Below are 22,419 nucleotides of genomic sequence, written 5' to 3' on the forward strand. Positions count from 1 at the left end.
TGATCGATCATCCGCCCCCGGCGCGCCCGCTCAGCGGACCGGCGTGAGTTCCGGGTCTTCGCGGAGCTTGCCGAGCGCGCGGGACACCGCGCTCTTGACGGTGCCGACGGACACCCCGAGCACCTCGGCGGTCTGCACCTCGCTCAGGTCCTCGTAGTACCTGAGGACGACCATCGCCCGCTGCCGCGCCGGCAGCTTCAGGATCGCGCGCCACATCGCGTCGCGGAGTACCTGCTGCTCGGCCGGGTCCCCGCCCGGCGTCACGTCCGGCTCCGGCAGCTCGTCGCACGCGAACTCGTCGACCTTCCGCTTGCGCCACTGCGACGTACGCGTGTTCAGCAGGGCCCGGCGCACATAACCGTCGAGGGCGCGGTGGTCCTCGATCCGGTCCCACGCCACATACGTCTTGGTCAGCGCGGTCTGCAGCAGGTCCTCGGCATCGCTCGGATTCGCGGTCAGCGAGCGGGCGGTGCGCAGCAGTACGGGCTGGCGGGCCCGTACGTAGGACGCGAACGACGGGTACGTGGAGGGCCCTATGGCCCGCGTCGGACCCGTGCCCCGCGTCGCGGCCGTGGAAGCGCTGGTGCACACGGACACCATGGATGCGGTCATGGCTCCACGCTAGAAGCGCCCCCTACTTCAGCGGATCGGCCGGAGGTCCCGAAGCCGTGTCCGCCTCAGGTTGTACGAGGGGTGTTGTCTACACCTCCTACAGGTGGAGGAGACGGAGCACGTCTCTGAGGGTTCGCCCCCGAGAGCCGCCCGGGCGCACGGTCCGCCCGGGCGGCCGTCCGGCTAGCCGATGCGCGCCACCGGAGCGTGCACGAGGTTGCGGTCGATCACCAGCGTGCGCCCGCCGTGCCGCTCCTTCACGTTCCCCGCGTACTGGTGGATGCGCCGCGCCGGGCGCCACGCGTTGTCGCTCAGCGAGGGCTCCCCGTACAGGTGCGGCTTGGTGCGCCAGCGCGCGAACCACATCACCGACGGCAGGTCACCCACGCCCGCCCGCCGTGCCGCCTCCATGTGCCGCACGCCGGAGTCGGCACTGCTGTAGAAGCCGGGGACGTAGCCCTGCCTGCGCACTTCGCGGTCCCAGGAGCGGACGAAGGAGAGCGTGGTGTTCGCGCAGCTCTTGTTGCGGTAGGCGTACGCCTCCATGTCCAGGTAGAGCGGGCTGTCCTGCTGGATCCCGACCGCCTTCGCCGCGCGTACCGCGTCACGCCCCTCCTGCTTCCCCTGGCTCCAGGGCTGCCGCCCGATGCGTACGTTCTTCTTGTTCTTAGCGACGACACACGGCGACTGCGACCCCACGTACAGCGGGAGGACGCGCCAGCCCATTCCCTTCACCGCGCGCATCCAGGCGTGGCTGAGGTGCGGCTGCCGCTTGCAGGCCCGGCCGCGGCCTCCGAAGTACACGCCGACGGCGCCGTACTTGGACTGCCGCCAGCGCCGCATGGTGTCCGTGGACCGGGTGAGGCAGGTGTCGAAGGCCCAGCCGCGGAAGGTCGACACCTTCGCGGCTGCCCCGCGGGCGGTGTGGTCGGAGGCGACGCCCGGTGGTGAGGCGGTCATGTCCGCGGCCAGGGCCGTCAGGACGAGGACGAATCCAATGATCATCGTTCGAAGACGCATACGCCGAGTGAAAGCGTCCGGGCCCGATCCGCGGCCGGGACACGCGCCGCGTTCAGCCGTCCGACCGCAGAATCAACCCCGATGTGGGAACGCCCGTGCCCGCCGTGACCAGAGTGCGCGCCGCGCCCGGTATCTGATTCACGGAGGTGCCGCGCACCTGCCGGACGGCCTCCGCTATGCCGTTCATGCCGTGGAGATACGCCTCTCCCAACTGTCCGCCGTGCGTGTTCAGGGGCAGCCGCTCCTCCGCGACGAAGCCCGCGGCCTCGCCTGGCGGGCAGAATCCGAACTCCTCCAACTGCATCAGCACGAACGGGGTGAAGTGGTCGTAGAGCACCCCGACGTCGATGTCCCCCGGCGCCAGCCCCGAGGTGCGCCACAGCTGCTTCGCCACCACGCCCATCTCGGGCAGCCCCCTCAGGTCGTCGCGGTAGAAGCTGGTCATCTGCTCCTGCGCCCGGCCCGCGCCCTGGGCCGCCGCCGCGATCACGGCCGGCGGACGCGGGAGGTCGCGGGCCCGCTCCACGCTCGTGACGACGATCGCCTGCCCGCCGTCCGTCTCCTGGCAGCAGTCCAGGAGACGCAGGGGCTCGACGATCCAGCGCGACGCCGCATGGTCCGCGAGCGTGATCGGCTTCCCGTGGAAGTACGCCGCGGGGTTGGTGGCCGCGTACTTCCGGTCCATGACGGCCACATGACCGAAGGCCTCCGGCGTCAGACCGTACGCATGGAGATAGCGCTGGGCCGCCATCGCCACCCAGGAGGCGGGCGTCAGCAGTCCGAACGGCAGGGCCCAGCCGAGCGCCGCGCCCTCGGCGGACGGCTCGCGCCGCTGCACCCCGGAGCCGAATCTGCGCCCCGACCGTTCGTTGAACGCGCGGTAGCAGACGACGACCTCCGCCACCCCGGACGCCACCGCGAGAGCTGCCTGCTGGACGGTGGCGCAGGCCGCCCCGCCGCCGTAGTGGACGCGGGAGAAGAAGGACAGCTCGCCGATGCCGGCCGCCTGGGCGACCGTGATCTCCGGGCTGGTGTCCATGGTGAAGGTGACCATGCCGTCCACGTCGGCCGGGGTGAGCCCGGCGTCGTCGAGCGCGGCGCCCACCGCCTCCACGGCCAGCTTGAGCTCGCTGCGCCCCGAGTCCTTGGAGAACTCCGTCGCCCCGATCCCGACGATCGCGGCCTTTCCACCGAGGCTGTCGCGCGTACGGATGCTCATGCGGCACCTCCCGCGGGGACGGTGACCGTGACCGTGCCGGTCACGTGCTTGCCGATGCCGTTGGTGCCGACGACCGTGACGACGGCCGTGTCGCCCCCGGGCGCGGCCTCGACGTCCTCGACCGTTCCGGTCAGCACCATGGTGTCCCCCGGGTAGTTGGGCGCCCCGAGGCGTATCGCCACCTTGCGCAGCACGGCGGTGGGGCCGAAGTGGTCGGTGATGTACCGCCCGACGAGGCCGTTGGTCGTGAGGATGTTCATGAAGATGTCGGGGGAGCCCTTCGCCCGCGCGAGCTCCGCGTCGTGGTGCACGTCCTGGTAGTCGCGGGACGCGATGGCCCCGGCGACGATGAGTGTCCGGGTGATGGGGATCTCCAGCGGCGGCAGCTCCTCACCCTTCGTCACACCGGCCCCCCTCTTCACGACACCGGTCCCGCCCTTCACGACACCGGACCCGCCCTTCGTGACATCGGTCCCGCCCTTCATGACATCGGCCGCGCTCTGCGTCACACCGGTCTCCCCCTTCATGACGGCTCCCCCTTTGCGATCAGGTCACCCAGCTCTTGGAGCACTTCGCTGCCGCACCCCAGATACGCGTCCAGCTGCCGCCCCCACAGGAAGTGCCGGTGCACGGGGTGGTCGAGGTCGGCGCCCATGCCGCCGTGCAGATGCTGGCCCGCGTGCACGACGCGCTTGCCCGCCTCCGAGGCCCACCAGGTGGCGGTGAGGGCGTGCGTGTCGTACGGCAGGCCGGTGTCACGTCGCCAGGCCGCCTCGTAGGTCGTGACTCTGATCGCCTCGGTGTCCATGTAGGCGTCGGCGGCGCGGAGTTGGACGCCTTGCTTCGCGGCGAGGGGGCGGCCGAACTGCTCGCGTGTGTTCGTGTGGGCGACCGCGCGGGCCAGCGACCCCGCGCACACCCCGGCCTGCAGCCCTGCGAAGGCCGTCCGTGCGCACGCCTGCACGTCCTCGTATGCGGCGGGGCCGCCCAGCCGCTCCCCCGGCGTCCGGTCGAGGACGAGCCGGCCCGCCGCCCAGGGCGCCGTCAGCTCGACCGGCTCCACGCGCGCGTCGGCGACCCGCACCAGCCACAGGCTCCGGTCGGCCGCCGCCACCAGGACCCGCGTCGCGTCCCGCAGCCACGGCACCCATGTCACCGTGCCGCTCAGCACCCCGTCCGCGGACGCCTCCACCCCGCCGCGGGCGGGCAATGCTCCCGTGACGACCGCGCTCCCCTGCCTGAGCGCCGGCAGCAGCCGGTCCCGCTGCTCGGCCGTGCCGTGCGCGGCCACCGCGAGCAGGCCGTAGACACAGCTCGCCGCGAACGGCACCTGTGCCGTCACCCGCCCCTGCTCCTCCAGGAGCAGCACCAGCCCGAGCAGCCCGATGTCCTCGACCGCGCCCGGCAGCCCCGCCGCGCACAGGGCCTTCCAGAGCTCGGCGTCCGAACCCGTCCCCACCGCCGCGAGCCGCTCCGGCGTGGCGAGGTCGGTGAAGATCTCCCGGGCGAGGTCGCGCGCGGCCGCCTGCTCCTCCGTAGGCGTGAAGTCCACGTCAGCCACCGCCTTCCGTCGTGCCCCCGGAGGCCGCCACGCCCCCGGAGGCCGCCGCACCCCCAGAAGCCGCCACGCCTTCGACGGCCTCCCCGCCCTCGACGGCCCGGAACACCGGCAGCTCCAGCTCCGCGTCCACCCGCTCGAACGCGAGCCGCACCGGCATCCCGATCCGCACCTTGTCGTACGGCACGCCGGTCACGTTGCTGATGATGCGCACGCCCTCCGCCAGTTCGACGAGCGCCACGGCGTAGGGAGGGTCGAAGGCGGGGAAGGGCGGGTGGTGCATGACGACGTACGAAAAGACGGTGCCCTCGCCGCTCGCCTCGACTGTGTCCCAGTCGGGCGAACCGCAGGCGTTGCAGCCGGGGAGCCAGGGGAAGCGGAGTGTGTCGCAGCCGCCGCAGCGCTGGATCAGCAGGCGGTGCGCGGAGACGCCCTCCCAGAAGCCGGCGTTGTCCCGATTGATGACCGGGCGGGGGCGCTCGCCCTTCGTTTTCCGCTTCGCCGGGGCGTATTTGAGGATGCGGAAGCGGTGGGTGCCCGCGAGCCGGCCGCCCGCGCGGACGTCCATCCGTGTCGTGACGAAGTGCCCCGTGCCCAGCTTGGTCGTCTTGCGCTCCGACACCGACTCGATCACCGCGTCGAAGGTGATCTCGTCACCGGGCCGCAGCGCCCGCAGATACTCCTGCTCGCAGTCGGTGGCGACCACCGAGGTGTACCCGGCGCCGTCGAGCAGAGCGAACAACGCGTCGTACGCCTCCGAACGGCCGTCGTGGCCGGAGAGTCCTCCCATCGTCCAGACCTGGAGCATCGTCGGGGGCGCCACCGGGTCCGCGCCCCTGTACGCGGGGTGTGTGTCGCCCATCGCCTCGCACCAGTGCCGGATCATGGGTTCGTTGACCGGGTCCTTGCCCAGGCCCGCCTCCACCGCCGGCCTGCCTTCGAACGCCCGCAACTCCTCGTACGCGATCTCCTTCACCGCTGCCCCCGCCGTCGCCGCCCCCTGGGCCGCCTCCGTCACCGCCCCCTGGGCACCCGCCGCCACCGTCACCTGGGCCGCCTCTGTCTCCGACACCTGGGCCGCCTCCGCCCTCGTCACCCCCCACAGTCACCGTCGTCCCCTCCGCATGCCGAGCCGCATCGTCGCGACGATCTCTCGTTGCACCTCGCTCACCCCGCCCCCGAACGTGTTGATCTGCGCGGCCCTGTTCAGCCGCTCCAGCTCGCCGTCGTCCCCGAGACCGCCCGGCGAACCGGCTCGCACGAGCCCCGCTTCGCCCGCGATCTCCTGACACATTCGGTACACCTCCACGGCCGACTCGGTTCCCGCGAACTTCACGCCGCTCGCGTCGCCCGGCGCCGGACCCCCGGTCCCCACATCACCCACCAAACGCCAGTTGAGCAGGCGTGTTGCCGCAAGCCGGGCATGCGCTTCGGCCAGCCTCGACCGCACCCACGGAGCGTCAATCCGGCGCTCACCCGTCACCGGATCGGGTGTACGCGCACGGTCCAGCGCCGCCGCGTAGAAGTCCTCGGCCTGCATGCCGATCGCGGCGAGCGCGACCCGCTCATGGTTGAGCTGGTTGGTGATGAGCCCCCAGCCGCCGTTCTCCTCGCCGACGAGGTTCGCGGCCGGCACCCGGACTCCGTCGTAGTACGTCGCCGTCGTCGTCAGTCCGCCCACCGTCTCGATCGGTGTCCAGGAGAAGCCGGGGTCGTCGGTCGGCACGAGGAGGATCGAGATGCCCTGGTGCTTGGGGGCTACGGGGTCGGTGCGGCAGGCCAGCCAGATCCAGTCGGCGTTCTGCGCGTTCGAGGTGAAGATCTTCTGTCCGTCGACCAGCCAGGTGTCGCCGTCGCGCACGGCCCGGGTCCGCAGCGCCGCCAGGTCCGTCCCGGCGGAGGGCTCGCTGTAGCCGATCGCGAAGACGACGTCGCCGCTGAGGATGCGGGGCAGGAAGGTGGCCTTCTGCTGCTCGGTGCCGTATTTCATGAGGGTCGGCCCCACGGTGTTCAGGGTGACCATCGAGACCGGGGCGCCCGCGCGGTGCGCCTCGTCGAAGAAGACGAACTGCTCGTCGGCGCCGCGCCCCTGGCCGCCGTACTCGACGGGCCAGCCGAGGCCCAGCATGCCGTCGGCGCCGATGCGGCGCAGCAGGCGCCGCTGTCCCTCCGCGTCCGTCCCGTCGGGCGGCCCTTCGGGCATCACCTCGCGGAAGTACGCGCGCAGTTCGGCACGGAGTCGGCGCTGGCGTTCGGTGGGGGCGAGGTGCACGGGGGCGGCCTCTCCGTCTCGTACCGGCAGGGTTTCTGACTGTCCGTCAGGCAGGGTTCGGTGTCAAGGGATCACCCGCCGCCGGCCCCACGGAGGAGCCACCCCCCGGACCCGTCACCCCCCCGGACCCGTCACCACCCCCCAGCCCCGTCACCCCCCCCGGACACGCCTGTGCGGCGGCACCGAAGCGCCGCCGCACAAGAGCGTCACACCCCACAGCTCACGCCCCTTGGAGCCGTCCCGAGCGGCTCCAGAGGGCACCGGCTCACCAGAGCTCGGCGAAGTTGACCGCGACGTTGTCGTTCGACTGGTCGATCGCCGTGAAGCCGGATCCGTTCACCTGGGCGGTGTTGTTCTGGTTGGAGGCTCCGTTGCCGATGGCCTGCTGCTGCGTCGTGGTCGAGTTGCCCCCGTTGTCATCACCCACGCCACTGCCGTTCACAGTCGCCACACCGGCGTTGGATCCGTTGTTCGCGAAGGCTCCGTTGTCGGCCATCGCGACGCCCGAGAAGAGCGCGGCGGCCAGCGGCACGGCTGCGGCGGCGGCGATGATGCGGGCGCTACGGATACTTGCCATGTCTGTTCCTCCAGAGCAGGAGGCACGCGTCGGCCGAGGCCTGGCGCACCTGAAGTACGGCTTGTTCCAAGGCAGTTGGCCGACCGCCCCGGCGTGTGCTGCACGACGTCGCGGGTCCAGAGTTGCCCACCGAATCCCCGGCGAACCACCCCGGAAGCCGTGATTCCCCCGCAAGCGTGAGGACATATCGATAAACGCTCCGTGCGCCCCACCGGTCTGCTCCGAGGCCCATGGACCCCCAGCCGCATCGCACCCCGGGCCGGGCATCGCACGAGGTGAAGCGTTACGGCAGCCTTCCTCCCGAAGGCCGCGCAGGGGGGCGGCGCCCCCTCCCGGATCACCCCGTCCGGCCCAATCCCGGCCCGCTCCCTCTTCCCTTCTTCGAACGTGCGTACGAAAATGAGGTCATGGCCACCACCGACCGCCATGCCACCACCCTCGCGCTCGCCCACGCCCTGTCGGCCGCCGAACGCGGCCTCGCGGTGATCCCGCTGTCCCGCACCAAGCTCCCCGCCCTGCGCTCCCCCCACCACGGAGACCCCCGGCCCGCCCTCTGCCACGGCGAATGCGGACGCCTCGGGCACGGCGTGTACGACGCGACGACCGACCCCCGGCGCATCCGCGAACTCTTCGCCGCCGCCCCCTGGGCCACCGGCTACGGCATCGCCTGCGGGCTGCCGCCACACCACCTGATCGGCATCGACCTGGACACCAAGTCCGGTACGGACGCCTCGGCGGCCCTGCGCGAACTGGCGCTGCGCCACCTCTTCACGATCCCCGACACCGTCGTCGTGATCACGCCCAGCGGCGGCCGCCACATCTGGCTCACCGGACCACCGCACACCGTGATCCCCAATTCGGCGGGGCGGCTCGCCCCCGGCATCGACGTCCGAGGCGCCGGCGGCTACCTCGTCGGCCCCGGCTCCCGCACCGAGCACGGCCTCTACAGCACCGCGCCCGGCACCGCCCACCTGCCCCCAGCGCACTGCCCCCCGGCCCTGCTGCGCCTGCTCACGCCCCCGCCCCGCACCCACCAGCACGCACCCCGCGCGGCCGACAGCGCGCCGGCCGGACACCCTGACGCGTTACCCCAACGCGGCCAGGGGCTGGTGCAGTTCGTTCTCGCGGCGCACGAGGGCCAGCGCAACACCCGCCTCTTCTGGGCCGCCTGCCGGGCCTACGAGAACGGCATCGGCGAGACCCTGGCGCCCCAACTCGTCGACGCCGCCCTCCGCGTCGGCCTCACCGAACGCGAGGCCCTCTCGACGATCGCCTCGGCAGCCCGCCTCACGGGTAACACGTGACCCCACCCGGCCCGCCAGGGGCATGCCTAAAGGGCGCCCAAGCGCCCAACGGGACCCCAAGCGCCCAACGCGACAGGCCACTGCAACCTTCTGCTCCGTGCGTCGGCCGGGGCCCCTCGTAATCCGCTGTACGAAGGGCCCGGAGATGTCGTAGCGTGGTAAGGCTTCTGCTCCGGAGGTCTCGGCAGCAGTGGCTGAAGTTCCTGTTCCTCCTGCTTCCTGTTCCTTCTGCGTCGATCTTGAGGTGACGTCCTATTAACCAGGCCATGTAGCCGTCCGCGTTCCCCACGTGCTGTTTTGTCGCACGTGTCCGGGGGCGGACGTCGCGCTGGCCTGAGTTGCGTCACCCCCGTGTGTCCCCCCGCAGTTTTCTGTCTTTCCTCGGGTGCAGCTCTGCCGTCTGCCCCGGGTTTCGTGTTTCCGCCCCGGTGCGGCTGTCGGCAGGGCTCCCCGATCCCCTTGGATCAGGAGTTTCCGTCGTGTCTTCCTCCGCGCTCGACAACGAGCCGCAGCACACCACCCAGTCCCCGCCCCGCCCAGCACCCGGACCGTCGAAGTTGGGCCTGGCTGCCTGGATCGCTCTCTTGGTGCTCCTCGGCGCCGAGCTGATGGACATGATCGACCAGTCGGTCGTCCTCACCGCCCTGCCCGCCATCCAGGAGTCCACCGGCGCCGGACCGGACGCGGTGCAGTGGGTGACCACCGGCTATTCACTGCCCATCGCCGTCGGGCTGATCACCGGCGGACGCCTCGGCGACCTCTACGGCCGGCGCAGGATCCTGCTCATCGGCACCGTCGTGTTCACCGCGGCCTCACTGCTGTGCGGCCTCGCTGCCGGGCCGGGTCTGCTGATCGCCGCCCGCGCGCTCCAGGGCGTGGGAGTGGCCGTGATGATCCCGCAGATCCTGGCCACCCTTCACGTCACCTTCGAGGGACAGAACCGCAGCAAGGTGTTCGGCCTGTACGGGGCCGTCATGTCGCTCGCCAATGTCCTGGGCCCGGTGATGGGCGGTCTGCTGACCGAGGCGGACCTGTTCGGGCTGTCCTGGCGGCCGATCTTCCTGGTCAACGTGCCCGTCGGCCTCGCCGTACTCCTCCTGGGCCGCAGGTTCATCCCCGAGTCGACCGTGCAGAAGGCCGACCGGCTCGACCTCACCGGCATGCTGCTGTCCGCGCTGGCCATCGTCCTGATCGTCTTCCCGCTCACCGAGGGGCACCTGCATCACTGGCCACTGTGGTGCTTCGCCCTGCTCGCCGCGGGCGTTCTCGTCCTCGGCGTCTTCCTCCGCCACCAGCGGCGCAAGCAGGGCGACGCACCCCTCGTGGCCCTGTCCCTCTTCCGGAGTCGGCAGTTCTCCGGCGGCATGGCCGCGCAGCTGATGCACGGCCTGCTGTGCGGGCTGTTCTTCATGACCTGGACGCTCTACCTCCAGCGCGGACTGGGCATGAGCCCCCTCCAGGCGGCCCTGGCCTTCGTGCTGCTCTCCCTCGGAGAGCTGGCCGGCGCGACGATCGTCGCGAAGAGCGGCGGGCGCTTCGCCCGTCGGCTGCCGCAGACGGGAGCTCTTGTCGCGCTCGCCTCGATGGCTGCCTACGGACTCCAGGTCGACGCGGGCCAGGCGGGTCTGACCCTGCCGGCGATGACCGCTCCGGTGGTACTGATCGGGTTCGGACTCGGCATGGTCGGCGGCCCGCTCGCCGACATGTCGCTGGCGCGGGTGCCGCATGAGGACGCCGGGTCGGCCTCGGGCCTGTTCAACACCGTCATGCACCTGGGCATCGCCCTCGGCACCGCGCTGACCGCCCTGGTGTTCTTCACCACCACTGGCGGCTCGCTCGACGCCGGGCTCAACCGCGACGCGTTCCTCACCGTGCTGTGGTGGGCCGGCAGTCTCCTCGCCCTCCTGTGGGCCCTGATGTTCTGCCTGCCCAAGCGGCCGAACGGCCGGGCCGATTGCTGAAAAAGGGTGTCTCCCCATGGGAGACACCCTTCTGCACTGCTACTGCTCTGACCTGCAAGCGGTGGGTGTGGGATTTGAACCCACGGTGGCGTGAACCACGACGGTTTTCAAGACCGTTCCCTTAGGCCGCTCGGGCAACCCACCCCGCGCCGTCCGACGGAAACCGCATCAGGACCGCGCGGGGACAAGACTAGCGGGTCAGCTGTCGCCCTTGCGCTGGCCCAGGGTGACGTCGACCGTGCGCTCCTTGCCGTCGCGCTCGTATGTGATCTTGACGGTGTCGCCCGGCTTGTGGGTCCAGATCTGGCCGATCAGGGTCGGGCCGCTGTCGATCACCGTGTCGTCCAGCTTCGTGATGACGTCGCCGGGCTTGAGGCCCGCCTTGTCCGCCGGGCCGTTCGGGGTGATCGGTTCCGCGCCGCCCGTGGCCTCCTGGGAGATCGTCGCGCCGTTCGTGCCCTCCTGCTGGAGGGAGACCGAGGCGCCGATCACGGGGTAGACCGGCTGACCGGTCTTGATCAGCTGCTGGGCGACCTGCTTCGCCTGGTTGACCGGGATCGCGAAGCCCAGGCCGATGGAGCCGGACTGGCCCGATCCGCCGAGGCCGCCGCCGCTCTCGGCCGGCTTGATCGCGGAGTTGATGCCGATGACCGCGCCGCGCGAGTCGAGCAGCGGGCCGCCGGAGTTGCCCGGGTTGATGGAGGCGTCGGTCTGCAGGGCGCTCATGTACGAGCTCTTGCCGCTCTGCCCGCCGTCGCTGGAGGTCACCGGGCGGTTCTTGGCGCTGATGATTCCCGTGGTGACGGTGTTCGACAGGCCGAAGGGGGCGCCGATCGCGATGGTCGAGTCGCCGACGGCCACGCGGTCGGAGTTGCCGAGCTTGAGCGGCCGCAGACCGTCGGGGGCGTTCTTGAGCTTGATGACCGCCACGTCGTAGCCCTCGGCGCGGCCGACGACCTCGGCGGCGTACTTCTTGCCGTTCGAGAACGTCACCTGGAGCTTGCCGCCCTCGGCCGCCGACGCCACCACGTGGTTGTTGGTGAGGATGTGGCCCTGCGTGTCGTAGACGAAGCCGGTGCCCGTGCCGCCCTCGCCGCCGCCGCTCTGCGCCTCGATGGTGACGACGCTCGGCAGTGCCTTGTTGGCGATGTCGGCGACCGAACCGGGCTCGCGCTTGAGGTCGGCGGGGGTGTCGGGGGCGGACACCGTGGTCGAGCTGGTGTCGCTGTCGTTCCGCTCGGCCGCCCAGTAGCCGACGCCGCCGCCGATGCCGCCCGCGATCAGGGCGGCCGCGAGCACCGCGGCGACCAGGCCGCCGCGCCGGCCGCCGGGCTTGGGCTCCTGCGGGTGGTACGAAGCGCCCCAGCCGGACCCGGAGCCGCCGCCCGTGGCGTATGACGGCATGGCGGGCGGCTGCGGGGGCGGCCAGTCGGCACCGGCAGCGCTCGGAGCGGCGCCTTGCGGGGCGCCTTGCGGGCTGCCCGGTACAGCACCTTCCGGGGCACCTTGCGGGGCGCCCGGCACAGCACCTTCCGGGGCACCCGCGGAGGCCGGTGCGGGAGCATGCCCGGGGGCGTGTGCGGGCGCGGCGTGCGAGGGGGCAGCGTGCGCGGGAGCAGAGTGCGCCCCCTCATGCCCCGACTGCCCGCCCGGCGCACCGGACCCGGCTGCACTGGAGTCGGCGGGAACAGCGGGAGCGTCCACCGGCGCGGGGGGCGCGGACGGGGCCTGGGGTACCTCGTTGCCCTCGTTCTCGGTGCTCACAGCTCTTCTCCTCGGTCCATGCTGTCGTTACGTACGTTCTCGGTCACGGCCAGGGGTGTGCCGACTGTGCAGTTGTCAGCGGGTGCCGGCGGGTGCCGGCGGGCGACAGCGGGGGCCGGCGACTGTCGGCTGTCGTCCGCCCGTCATCTGCCCCGTCATCTGCCATCCGTCATTTTTGTCTGCTGTCAGCTTTTCCCATGGGCTGTCAGGGCACCATAAGCCGATCCTGTGTGTTCGGCGTCCCGGTGGGGTGTCGTCGGGCGGGGTGTCGTCCGGTGGGGTGTCGTCGGCGGAGTGTCGTCCGGCGAGCCGACGGGTACCCCGTGATGGCACCATGACGCGGTGACCCTCGCACGACAGCACCAGATTCAGGTCATCGCCCACCGCGGAGCCTCCGAGGACGCCCCCGAGCACACGCTGGCCGCCTACAAGAAGGCGGTCGAGGACGGTGCCGACGCCCTCGAATGCGATGTGCGGCTGACCGCCGACGGCCATCTCGTGTGCGTCCACGACCGCCGCGTGAACCGCACGTCGAACGGCCGCGGGGCCGTCTCCGCCCTTGAACTCGCCGACCTCGCCGCCTTGGACTTCGGCTCCTGGAAGAGACATCACGGCGAGGCCGAGGAGGACCCGGACTGGGAGGGCTCAGCCGAGGACACCTCCGTGCTGACCCTGGAGCGCCTGCTGGAGCTGGTGGCCGAAAGTAATGCCTCGGGACGACAGGTGCGGCTGGCCATCGAGACCAAGCACCCCACCCGCTGGGCGGGCCAGGTGGAGGAGCGCCTGCTGCTTCTGCTCAAGCGCTTCGGCCTGGACGCGCCGCCCGCCGACGGTCCTTCGCCGGTACGGGTCATGAGCTTCTCGGCGCGTTCACTGCACCGCGTCCGGGCCGCTTCGCCGACGCTGCCGACCGTCTACCTGATGCAGTTCGTCTCGCCGCGCCACCGCGACGGCCGCCTTCCGCAAGGGGTGCGCATCGCAGGTCCCGCCATGCGGATCGTGCGCAACCACCCGTCGTACGTGGCGAAGCTGAAACGCGCGGGGCACGAGGTGCACGTGTGGACCGTGAACGAGCCGGCGGATGTCGAACTCTGTGCCGAACTGGGCGTCGACGCGATCATCACCAACCGCCCCAAACAAGTTCTGACCCAACTGGACCGGCTGGGACTCCGGTAACTCCCGTTACAGGGAGTGCACCGGCGCGTTCGGTGCGTATTCGATCGTTACGAGTGCGTCACCGGGCGTGGGTTGGCCGGTTTCCGGTCCAGTCCATTGGGGCATCCACACCGTGGCGTGGGGCGAAGGAGGTCTCGGGGGTGGCGTTGGTGGTGGCACGGGAGGTGCCCACGTCGTCGAGCATGGCCGTACCCCATGGCCCTGCGGGCGTGGGGGAAGCAAGACACCGTATGCGTGATCAGCTGCGCATGAGCGGGGTCTCGGAGTCGGTCGTCGACGATGCCGTACTGATCCTGTCGGAGTTGCTCAGCAATGCCTGTCGGCACGGCAGGCCGCTGGGCCGCGGGATGGTCGGGGACGGGGACGTGCGCGCGGCCTGGCACGTCGACAAGGCGGGCCGGCTGACGGTCGAGGTGACGGACGGCGGCGGTCCGACCCGTCCGGCCCCGGCCACCCCGTCGGTCACGGCGCACGGCGGCCGCGGGCTCAACATCATCACGGCGCTCGCCGACGCCTGGGGAGTCCGTGACGACGTGCACGGCGAGGTCACCGTGTGGGCCGTCGTCCAAGCCGCCCACCACCGCGAGGATTTCGCTACGCGCGTCGCCGCCCCGTCGGCGGCCGCGATATCCGACCTCGCCTTCGTGGACCCCTTCGACGAGTCGGACTGAATCCGCGAACGGCTAGGCTCGCGCCCGTACGCAAGAGAGCCGTAGCCGGGAGACACCCAAGATGGCCAAGAAGCGCCCCCAGCCCAAGGGCAAGCAGCAGCCGCAGCTCAAGGGCGGCCCCGGCGACGGGGAGATTCCCGTCGTCGGCGCCCGTGAACCCTGCCCCTGCGGCTCGGGCCGCCGCTACAAGGCCTGTCACGGCCGGGCCGCCGCGCACGCGGTGACCGAGCTGGTGCAGCGCCCCTTCGAAGGCCTGCCCGGCGAGTGCGACTGGGTCGCGCTGCGCGAGCTGGTCCCCGCCGCCACGGTCGAGCTGACGCTCAAGGGTGGCCTCCCCGAGGGCATCCCCTCGGTCTCCCTCGCCACCGTGCTGCCGATGGCCTGGCCCGCGCTGCGCCGCGACGACGGCTCGGTCCTGATCGGCCTGCAGAACGACACCTCGTCCGGTGACATCAGCCGCGACCTCGCCGACACCCTGCAGCGCGCCCTGGAGGCCGACCCCGGCACGCCGGTGAAGGGCCGCCGCGCGCCGGCCGACGGTCCTCGGCTGCAGGACCTGCTCGACCCGGAGGGGGCGTTCGAGCCGGTCGTGCACCCGGGCTTCGAGTTCTGGGTGCCGGACGCGGACAACGCCACGGCGGAGGTGGCCGCGTCCCTCGAGCGGGCGAACGACGCCGCCATCCCGACGGCGAAGCTGACCGGTGTCGACGCCGCGTACTGGTGCGAGGCCCCGGAGAAGAATCACCTCCGCTGGGTCATGCCGCACCCCGAGGAGAAGCTTCTGGACGCGCTGGCCCGGCTGCACGCGGCCGGCACGTCGAGCCTCGGCGAGGGCACGCGCCTGGTCGGCTCCTTCCGGGCGCACGGCCTGACCGTGCCGGTGTGGGACCTGCCGACCGGGGTCTCCGCCGCGGACGTCGAGAAGCCCGCCGCGGAGTTCGCTGAGCGGCTGGCGGCGGCGCTCGCCTCGGACGCCCCGCTGACCGCGGACGAGCGCCGGGCGCGCGGCGGTCTCACCAACCGTCAGGTGACGCTCAGCTGAAGCGCGCTGCCCGACTGACCGTGCCGTACCGACTGACCCACCAGTCAGTCGGTACGGCACGAAGTGGAATGCGTGGCTCCTGTCACGGCTCCCGGTAGTCACGGATAAATCGCTGTCCGGATAACTGGGATCGAATTTGCCAGGAGCCGATCTCTTGTTACCGTTCAGGTAGCCCGGTTGCTGGTGCATCCCCCGTCGCCAGCAACCGGGCCCTTTTGCGCCCGGAGACCGGTTCAGGACTCAACTGTCCTGCGGTGATGCCGAGTTGCTGCCCGCCCGCAGCAGCAGCCCTTCCGCTTCGCCCGCCGCGTACTCCGCCACCGCCGAGTACTCCGTCGCATCGCCCGCCGACCGCTCGCGCGGGGTCTCACACGCTGCCGGTTCGTCCCCCGCCGCCACCTCGCAGTACATCTGCACGGTGCGCGCGTCCGGGCCCATCAGGGTCAGGACCGCGGTCAGCTCCTCGCCGGTGGCATTGCGGTAATAGGTACGCGCCCACGTGTCGCGGCCCAGCGTGAGGACACAGGCCTGCGCTTCGAGGCCGTCGGGCGAGGAGAGTTCGGGGCCGCACCGGGCGGCGGTGGCCGCTCCGAGGCCCGTGAGCAACGAGGACTCCGGGCCCGTCTCCGCCGCCCGGCGCTCCCCCGAAGAGGCGTTCGAGGGAGGGGGCGACGGGGAGGGGAGGGGCGACTTCGCGTCACGGTCGCCGACCGGTCCCGCGGACGCGCCCGCGAGCGGCAGGAGGGCCGTGACGGCCACGACGCCCAGGAGCACGATCAGGCGGGGTTGCATGAGCCGAAGATAACGACCGCGGGCGCGCGGCCTGCTCGCCGCGCGCCCGAATCCCCTACAACTCGGGGGCGCTCACACCCGTACGAGTGAGCGCGTCCACCACGGCGTCCACCACCGCTTCGACGTCCGGCACCCAGGGGGCGGCGGAGCCGGGCAGCGGGGCGCGCTCCCAGCGCACCCGGCCCTGTCCCGTGTCGGAGGGCGGCAGGGCGATATAGCCGCCCTCGCCGTGGAAGCGGAGCGAGCCCGGGACGTAGTCCTTGGCATAGAGGAGCTCGCCCAACTGGGCCATGGAGTACGGCGCGACGAGCAGATGGAGTCTGGCCTCGGTGGCGACCACCGGGCCGAGCCTGATGCCGGCCTCGTCGAGTGCGGCGAGGGCGCGTGCGCCCGCTTCTGCGGGGAGGCTCACGGCGCACGGGGCGCGGCCTCCGGTGGCGAGTACGACGGGTGCGCCGGGTCGGTTGGTCCACCACCAGCGGACCATCCGCTCGTCGGTGGTGGCGGCGAGGAGGCCGGGGTCGAGGGGGTGCGCGCCCGGTACCGCGCAGTCGGGGTCGGGGCAGGAGCACCGGCTGCCGTCGCGCCGGTCGAGACCGACTCCCGGCAGTACGGGCCACCGCCATGCGGTCGCGAAGGTCAGAGCCGCGCCGAGCTGTCCGGCACTCCGGCCGGGCTTCCTTCCGATTCGCCAGGACAGGAGCCTGCGTCGCCTTCCGAGGATCTCGCGCATGAGCGCTCGTTCCTTTCCGTTGCACGCCGGCGTTAGCCGGGGAGACTGCGGGCCACATCACACCATGTGTGGATCACTTCGCTGTACGTACGAACTGGCACATCCGACCCCAGCCTGCGGCATGGGGAACCACTCTGAACCGAGCGTTGACGTGGCGTGGGGTGGCGGCGCCTGGCGTTTGCCGTCCCGCGATATTGCTTGCCGCCTCCGCCACGGGAGGATGGGGCACGGTCGTCGTGAATGAGGACGCCCGGGTCCTTGGTCAGGTTCCGGACGGACCCCAACTGCCCCTGGCCATCACTGAGTACGTACCCAGCGCGACCACTGCAACGCTCTACCGAACAACGTCAGTCGACCCTAATATGCCCTAACCCGGCGCTGTTTTCAGCCAACTTCACAAGATCTTTTACGGCTCTCGCAAATACCTCGGACACCAGGAATCCCAGCAGGACAATGCTGGACATCCCCTCACCAGGGCGTGTACATCTGGAGACATTGCTAGCGGCGCATAATGACATGGGGGTTTGCGATGCTATCGAGCATTACGCACCGGCCGGAAAGCCGTCAGCCATGAACGCCCCGCACCTCCCGAAAGTGGCCGGAATCGATTCAACAGTTCCGCCACCGGCCCACACTGTCGCGCCCACCGCGCAGACCCCGCCCGCCGCAGCACCCCCGGAGGGCCCTTCCGTACCGAGCGCGCCCTGCGCCGTGCTCCAGGACCGGCTCGCCGGCTGGGTCTCCGACCTCACCACGCTGCACGAACTCACCGAGCGGCTCGCCCGCACGGGCACCCTCGACGAGGCGCTGCGGGAGCTCCTGCGCGCCGGTGCCGCCCTGGTGGGAGCGCGGCGCGGACTCGCCGTCGTCGAACCCGCCGACGGCCTCGGGCCCGACACCACCGTCGGCCTCGGCCTGGCCCGCGCCGACCTCGGGCACATCGAGACGGTGCCGCGCGCCGCCACCTCGTACGGCAGGATCCTGGACGCCCCCGAGGGCCGGCCGGGTGCCGTGCCGGTGGAGATCGCGCAGCCCGACCTGCTCGCCGAGGAGGGCCTCGACCCGCTCCACCGCGAGGTCGCCCACCGCATCGGCTACGCCGCCAGTTACGCCCTCCCCCTCGCCACCGAGACGGCGGGCCGGATCGGCGCCGCCGCCTGGCTGTACGACGAGCCCGCCGAACCGGACGAGCGCAGACGCCACCTCGTCGGGCTCTACGCCCGGCAGGCCGGCGAGCACGTGGCGCGGCTGCTCGAACTGGACCGCGCCCGCACGACCGACGCCACCCTGCGCGAGGAGCTCATGCCGTCGCGGCTGCCCCGGGTCGCCGGGGTGCAGCTCGCCGCCCGGCACCGCACGGGACCGCGCGGCGGCGGCGACTGGCACGACGCGCTGCCGCTGCCCGACGCGGCGCTGGGCCTCGCGGTGGGCTCCGTGACCGGGTCGGGGCCGAGCGCGGTGGCCGCGATGGGGCGGCTGCGGGCGTCCCTGCGGGCGTACGCCGTGATGGAGGGCGAGGACCCCGTCGCCGTGCTCTCCGATCTGGAGCTGCTGCTGCGGCTCACCGAGCCCGCGCGGTCGGCGACCGCGCTCTTCGCGTACTGCGAGCCCGCCCTGCGCAAGGTGGTGCTCGCCGGGGCCGGACACAGCCCGCCGCTGATCATCGGGGAGCGCCGCACGGAGTTCGTGGAGACCTCCCTGTCCGCGCCGCTCGGCATGCTCGCCTGCTGGGAGGCGCCGAGCGTGGAGCTCAGCCCCGAGCCGGGAGAAACGGTGCTTCTCTACACCGACGGGCTCCTGCACCGCACCGGCGACCCGATGGACCGGGCCTTCGCGCGGCTGCACGCGGCGGCGGCGAGCGTGCCGAGGGCCATCAGGGACGACCCCGGTGCGATCGCCGACCACGTGCTGCACGCCGTCCTGCCCGACGGGCTCGACGCCGTGGACAGCGAGGAGGACGTGGTGCTGCTCGCCGCCCGCTTCGAGTGAGGCTGCGGGCACTATCGGTAAGTGGCCTTCTGGCCCTGGGCCCCCTTCCGTACGCCCGTACGATGGAGGACGGCCCAGTGTCGTACATAGGAGGCAGATCGTGTCGGAGGCGCTCAACCCGGCGAACCCGGAAGAGACCGAAGAAGAGCCGATCAAGCAGCGCAAGAACGGCCTGTACCCGGGCGTTTCCGATGAGCTCGCCGAGAACATGAAGTCCGGCTGGGCCGACACCGAGCTGCACGACCTGCAGCCGATCGCCCAGGCCGAGCACACCGCCGCCCGTCGCGCCGCGCTCTCCGCGCGCTTCCCGGGCGAGCGCCTGGTGATCCCCGCGGGCAACCTGAAGACCCGTTCGAACGACACCGAGTACGCCTTCCGCGCCTCCGTCGAGTACGCGTACCTGTCGGGCAACCAGACCGAGGACGGCGTCCTCGTCATGGAGCCGAGGAGCGGCGGCGGCCACGACGCGACCATCTACCTCCTGCCGCGCTCCAACCGCGAGAACGGCGAGTTCTGGCTGGACGGGCAGGGCGAGCTCTGGGTCGGCCGCCGGCACTCCCTCACCGAGGCCGAGAAGCTGTACGGCATCCCCGCCTCCGACGTGCGCGAGCTGGCCGGCAAGCTGCGCGAGGCGACCGGCCCGGTCCGCGTCGTGCGCGGTTACGACGCCGGCATCGAGGCGGCCCTGACCGACAAGGTCACCGCCGAGCGCGACGAGGAGCTGCGCGTCTTCCTCTCCGAGGCCCGCCTGGTCAAGGACGAGTTCGAGATCGGCGAGCTGCAGAAGGCCTGCGACTCGACCGCCCGCGGCTTCGAGGACGTCGTGAAGGTCCTCGACAAGGCCGAGGCCACCAGCGAGCGCTACATCGAGGGCACGTTCTTCCTGCGCGCCCGCGTCGAGGGCAACGACATCGGCTACGGCTCCATCTGTGCCGCGGGTCCGCACGCGACCACGCTGCACTGGGTGCGCAACGACGGCCCCGTCCGCTCGGGCGACCTGCTCCTGCTCGACGCCGGTGTGGAGACCCACACGTACTACACGGCGGACATCACGCGGACCCTGCCGATCAACGGCCGCTACACCGAGCTCCAGAAGAAGATCTACGACGCCGTGTACGAGGCCCAGGAGGCCGGCATCGCGGCGGTGAAGCCGGGCGCCAAGTACCGCGACTTCCACGACGCGGCGCAGCGCGTGCTCGCCGAGAAGCTCGTCGAGTGGGGCCTCGTCGAGGGTCCCGTCGAGCGCGTCCTGGAGCTGGGTCTGCAGCGCCGCTGGACGCTGCACGGCACCGGTCACATGCTCGGCATGGACGTCCACGACTGCGCCGCCGCGCGCACCGAGACGTACGTGGACGGCACGCTGGAGCCCGGCATGTGCCTGACGGTCGAGCCCGGTCTGTACTTCCAGGCGGACGACCTGACCGTGCCGGAGGAGTACCGCGGCATCGGTGTCCGGATCGAGGACGACATCCTCGTCACGGAGGACGGCAACAAGAACCTGTCGGCCGCTCTGCCGCGTACGTCCGACGAGGTCGAGGCGTGGATGGCGCGGCTCAAGGGCTGACCCGCACACGTGTGACGAAGGGCCGGTTCCCCGCGGGGGCCGGCCCTTCGGCGTGCCTCGGTGGGCCACGGCGTGGCTCAGTGGGCCGCCCGCTCGTCCTCGCCCGCGACCTTGGCGGTGCTCAGGGCGATGCGGTTCCAGGTGTTGATGGTGAAGATCAGGGCGAGGACGCGGGCCAGTTCGGACTCGTCGAAGTGCCGAGTGGCCTCTACGTAGACGTCGTCCGGGACGCCGCCTTGGGAGACGAGCGTGACCGACTCGGTCAGGGCGAGGGCCGCCTGCTCCTTCGCGGTGAAGAAGTTACGGGCCTCGCGCCACACGCCGATCATGTGCAGGCGTGCCTCGTCCTCGCCGGCCTTGCGGGCGTCGGAGGTGTGCATGTGGAGGCAGTAGGCGCAGCCGTTGAGGAGCGAGGCGCGGATCTGGATCAGTTCGACCAGGGCCGGGTCGAGGCCGTCGCGGGCGGCGGCGTCGAAGCCGATGAGGGCCTTGAATGCCTTGGGTGCGGCCTGGGCGAAGTTGAGGCGGGGGGTGGCGGCGGGGCCGGCGGAGGTGCTGGTGGCGGGGGCGGGCGCGGTCTGCGTGATGGTGGCGGTGGGGGTCGTGGTCTGCGTGATGGTCGCGTTGTTCGTCATGACCACGAATCTAGGGGCGGGAAAGACCTCGCGTAGGGTGCATTCCCATGCCGGAATCATGGGTCAATTTGGCGGAGCGCATCGGCAGTGACCTGCACCTGGACCTCTCCGGTCCCGGCAGTCGCCGCGGCGTTCTCATCCGTGCGCTGCGGGACGCCGTGCGCGAGGGGCGGCTCCCCCCTGGCACCCGGCTGCCGCCCTACCGTTCGCTCGCCGCCGACCTCGGTCTGGCCCGGAACACGGTCGCCGACGCCTATGCGGAGCTGGTCGCGGAGGGCTGGCTGACGGCGCGGCAGGGGTCGGGGACGCGGGTGGCCGAGCGGGCCGCGCCGCCCAAGCGCCCCCGCAAGCCGAAGCCCGCTCCGGCACGCCCCGCCGCACCCGCGTACAACCTGCGCCAGGGCACGCCCGATACGGCCTCCTTCCCGCGCACGGCCTGGCTCGCGGCCGCCCGGCGCGCCCTGGCCGCCGCGCCCAACGAGGCCTTCGGGCCCGGCGATCCGCGCGGCCGCGTCGAGCTGCGCCGGGCGCTCGCCGACTATCTGACGCGGGCCCGCGGGGTGCGCGCCGACCCCGAACGGATCGTGGTCTGCTCCGGTTTCGCGCACGCCCTTCGGCTGCTGTTCGCGGGGTCGCGCGGGGCGGGCGGCGCGGTGCTGCGGGGGCCCTTCGCCATGGAGTCGTACGGGCTCGGGTTCCACCGGGAGATCCTGGCGGACGCGGGCGTGCGGACCGTACCGCTGGGCCTGGACGAACAGGGTGCCAGGGTCGAGGAGTTGGCGGAGGGTCCGCGGGTCCGCGGCGTACTGCTCACGCCCGCACACCAGTTCCCGACCGGCGGCCCGCTCCACCCCGCCCGGCGCGCGGCGGTCGTCGACTGGGCCCGTAGCAGCGGCGGTCTCATCCTTGAGGACGACTACGACGGCGAGTTCCGCTACGACCGTGAGCCGGTCGGCGCCGTACAGGGTTTGGATTCCGAACGGGTCGTCTACCTCGGCTCGGTCAGCAAGAGCCTCTCCCCGGCGGTGCGCATCGGTTGGATGGTGCTGCCCGAGCAGCTCGTCGACGGCGTGCTCGCCACCAAGGGGGAGCGGGAGGCGTGGGCGAGCGTCCTCGACCAGCTCACGCTCGCCGAGTTCATCGCCTCCGGTCAGTACGACCGGCACATCCGCCGGATGCGGCAGCGCTACCGGCACCGTCGGGACCGGCTCGTCACCGCTCTCGCCGAGCGCGCCCCGCACATCACGGCCACCGGCATCGCGGCGGGCCTGCACGCGGTGCTGCGGCTGCCGCCCGGGACGGAGGCGTCCGCGGTCAAGGCGGCGGCCTGGCAGGGGATCGCGCTGGACGGGCTCGCCGCGTTCCGTCACCCGGGGGCGACGATGCCGGCCGGGGACGGTCTCGTCGTCGGGTACTCGACGCCGACGGAGCACGCGTACGGGGCCGCGCTGGAGGCGTTGCTGCGGGCGCTGCCACCGGCCGACGGGGAAGCCGGTGAATAAGCCGGTCCGGTGCAGAAGCCGGCCCGGT

At 71.8% G+C, this 22,419-nt stretch carries 20 protein-coding genes and 1 tRNA gene; 8 read left to right on the forward strand and 13 right to left on the reverse strand.

Features of this window, described 5'->3' with window-relative positions; all coding sequences use genetic code 11:
* Nucleotides 1-30: 30 nt before the first annotated feature.
* The 8 genes from ACZ7LU_RS22985 to ACZ7LU_RS23020 form a co-directional block, all read right to left on the reverse strand.
* Nucleotides 31-612: a SigE family RNA polymerase sigma factor gene (locus ACZ7LU_RS22985; protein ID WP_398301676.1), complete on the reverse strand. Its 582-nt coding sequence runs from the start codon at nt 610-612 to the stop codon at nt 31-33.
* A gap of 183 nt (nt 613-795) precedes the next feature.
* A complete protein-coding gene (locus tag ACZ7LU_RS22990) occupies nt 796-1,632 on the reverse strand; it encodes a DUF1906 domain-containing protein (RefSeq protein ID WP_471917862.1) in 837 nt (278 codons plus the stop codon).
* Between the two features lie 52 nt (nt 1,633-1,684).
* The gene (locus ACZ7LU_RS22995; protein ID WP_471917863.1) at nt 1,685-2,851 is read right to left on the reverse strand and encodes a lipid-transfer protein; all 1,167 of its coding nucleotides are present in this window, start codon (nt 2,849-2,851) and stop codon (nt 1,685-1,687) included.
* Nucleotides 2,848-3,255: a MaoC family dehydratase gene (locus tag ACZ7LU_RS23000; protein WP_471918130.1), complete on the reverse strand. Its 408-nt coding sequence runs from the start codon at nt 3,253-3,255 to the stop codon at nt 2,848-2,850. Before ACZ7LU_RS23000 ends, ACZ7LU_RS22995 begins: the two co-directional genes overlap by 4 nt.
* Nucleotides 3,256-3,374: 119 nt before the next feature.
* A complete protein-coding gene (locus ACZ7LU_RS23005; protein WP_471917864.1) occupies nt 3,375-4,403 on the reverse strand; it encodes an acyl-CoA dehydrogenase family protein in 1,029 nt (342 codons plus the stop codon).
* Between the two features lies 1 nt (nt 4,404).
* A complete protein-coding gene (locus ACZ7LU_RS23010; RefSeq protein WP_471918131.1) occupies nt 4,405-5,427 on the reverse strand; it encodes a bifunctional MaoC family dehydratase N-terminal/OB-fold nucleic acid binding domain-containing protein in 1,023 nt (340 codons plus the stop codon).
* An 87-nt stretch (nt 5,428-5,514) separates the two neighbouring features.
* A complete protein-coding gene (locus ACZ7LU_RS23015; RefSeq protein WP_471917865.1) occupies nt 5,515-6,681 on the reverse strand; it encodes an acyl-CoA dehydrogenase family protein in 1,167 nt (388 codons plus the stop codon).
* A 265-nt stretch (nt 6,682-6,946) separates the two neighbouring features.
* On the reverse strand, nt 6,947-7,258 hold the full coding sequence (locus ACZ7LU_RS23020; RefSeq protein ID WP_468091597.1) for a hypothetical protein: 312 nt from the start codon (nt 7,256-7,258) through the stop codon (nt 6,947-6,949).
* Between the two features lie 407 nt (nt 7,259-7,665).
* Between ACZ7LU_RS23020 and ACZ7LU_RS23025 the strand changes: the two genes are divergently transcribed.
* Together ACZ7LU_RS23025 and ACZ7LU_RS23030 are read left to right on the forward strand one after the other, a co-directional pair.
* Nucleotides 7,666-8,562 (forward strand): bifunctional DNA primase/polymerase, encoded by an 897-nt coding sequence (locus ACZ7LU_RS23025; RefSeq protein ID WP_468301883.1) that lies wholly within the window; start codon nt 7,666-7,668, stop codon nt 8,560-8,562.
* Between the two features lie 479 nt (nt 8,563-9,041).
* Nucleotides 9,042-10,523, forward strand: coding sequence for an MFS transporter (locus ACZ7LU_RS23030; protein ID WP_471917866.1), 1,482 nt, complete (start codon nt 9,042-9,044; stop codon nt 10,521-10,523).
* Nucleotides 10,524-10,582: 59 nt separating this feature from the next.
* Here the strand turns inward: ACZ7LU_RS23030 and ACZ7LU_RS23035 are convergent.
* A tRNA-Ser gene (locus ACZ7LU_RS23035) sits at nt 10,583-10,667 on the reverse strand.
* Between the two features lie 54 nt (nt 10,668-10,721).
* The gene (locus ACZ7LU_RS23040) at nt 10,722-12,287 is read right to left on the reverse strand and encodes a S1C family serine protease (RefSeq protein ID WP_471917867.1); all 1,566 of its coding nucleotides are present in this window, start codon (nt 12,285-12,287) and stop codon (nt 10,722-10,724) included.
* Nucleotides 12,288-12,629: 342 nt separating this feature from the next.
* On the opposite strand from ACZ7LU_RS23040, the gene ACZ7LU_RS23045 reads away from it, so the two are divergent.
* The 3 genes from ACZ7LU_RS23045 (at nt 12,630) to ACZ7LU_RS23055 (ending at nt 15,176) form a co-directional block, all read left to right on the forward strand.
* A complete protein-coding gene (locus tag ACZ7LU_RS23045) occupies nt 12,630-13,463 on the forward strand; it encodes a glycerophosphodiester phosphodiesterase (RefSeq protein WP_468301810.1) in 834 nt (277 codons plus the stop codon).
* Nucleotides 13,464-13,516: 53 nt separating this feature from the next.
* On the forward strand, nt 13,517-14,134 hold the full coding sequence (locus ACZ7LU_RS23050; RefSeq protein WP_468561915.1) for an ATP-binding protein: 618 nt from the start codon (nt 13,517-13,519) through the stop codon (nt 14,132-14,134).
* A gap of 61 nt (nt 14,135-14,195) precedes the next feature.
* Nucleotides 14,196-15,176, forward strand: coding sequence for a DUF5926 family protein (locus tag ACZ7LU_RS23055; protein WP_471917868.1), 981 nt, complete (start codon nt 14,196-14,198; stop codon nt 15,174-15,176).
* A gap of 240 nt (nt 15,177-15,416) precedes the next feature.
* On the opposite strand, the gene ACZ7LU_RS23060 is transcribed toward ACZ7LU_RS23055, so the two are convergent.
* A complete protein-coding gene (locus ACZ7LU_RS23060) occupies nt 15,417-15,968 on the reverse strand; it encodes a hypothetical protein (protein ID WP_471917869.1) in 552 nt (183 codons plus the stop codon).
* A gap of 55 nt (nt 15,969-16,023) precedes the next feature.
* On the reverse strand, nt 16,024-16,701 hold the full coding sequence (locus ACZ7LU_RS23065; protein ID WP_471917870.1) for a bifunctional DNA primase/polymerase: 678 nt from the start codon (nt 16,699-16,701) through the stop codon (nt 16,024-16,026).
* A gap of 453 nt (nt 16,702-17,154) precedes the next feature.
* On the opposite strand from ACZ7LU_RS23065, the gene ACZ7LU_RS23070 reads away from it, so the two are divergent.
* Nucleotides 17,155-18,690: a PP2C family protein-serine/threonine phosphatase gene (locus tag ACZ7LU_RS23070; protein ID WP_468301797.1), complete on the forward strand. Its 1,536-nt coding sequence runs from the start codon at nt 17,155-17,157 to the stop codon at nt 18,688-18,690.
* 100 nt (nt 18,691-18,790) lie between these two features.
* Nucleotides 18,791-20,254, forward strand: a complete 1,464-nt coding sequence (locus tag ACZ7LU_RS23075; RefSeq protein WP_398301708.1) for an aminopeptidase P family protein — start codon at nt 18,791-18,793, stop codon at nt 20,252-20,254.
* 77 nt (nt 20,255-20,331) lie between these two features.
* Here ACZ7LU_RS23075 and ACZ7LU_RS23080 read toward each other — a convergent pair whose 3' ends face one another.
* Nucleotides 20,332-20,889 (reverse strand): carboxymuconolactone decarboxylase family protein, encoded by a 558-nt coding sequence (locus ACZ7LU_RS23080; protein ID WP_471917871.1) that lies wholly within the window; start codon nt 20,887-20,889, stop codon nt 20,332-20,334.
* Between the two features lie 47 nt (nt 20,890-20,936).
* Between ACZ7LU_RS23080 and pdxR the strand changes: the two genes are divergently transcribed.
* Nucleotides 20,937-22,391, forward strand: coding sequence for a MocR-like pyridoxine biosynthesis transcription factor PdxR (pdxR, locus tag ACZ7LU_RS23085; RefSeq protein ID WP_471917872.1), 1,455 nt, complete (start codon nt 20,937-20,939; stop codon nt 22,389-22,391).
* The last annotated feature ends 28 nt before the right edge of the window (nt 22,392-22,419 follow it).

The organism is Streptomyces sp. NPDC039462, from assembly GCF_055639375.1.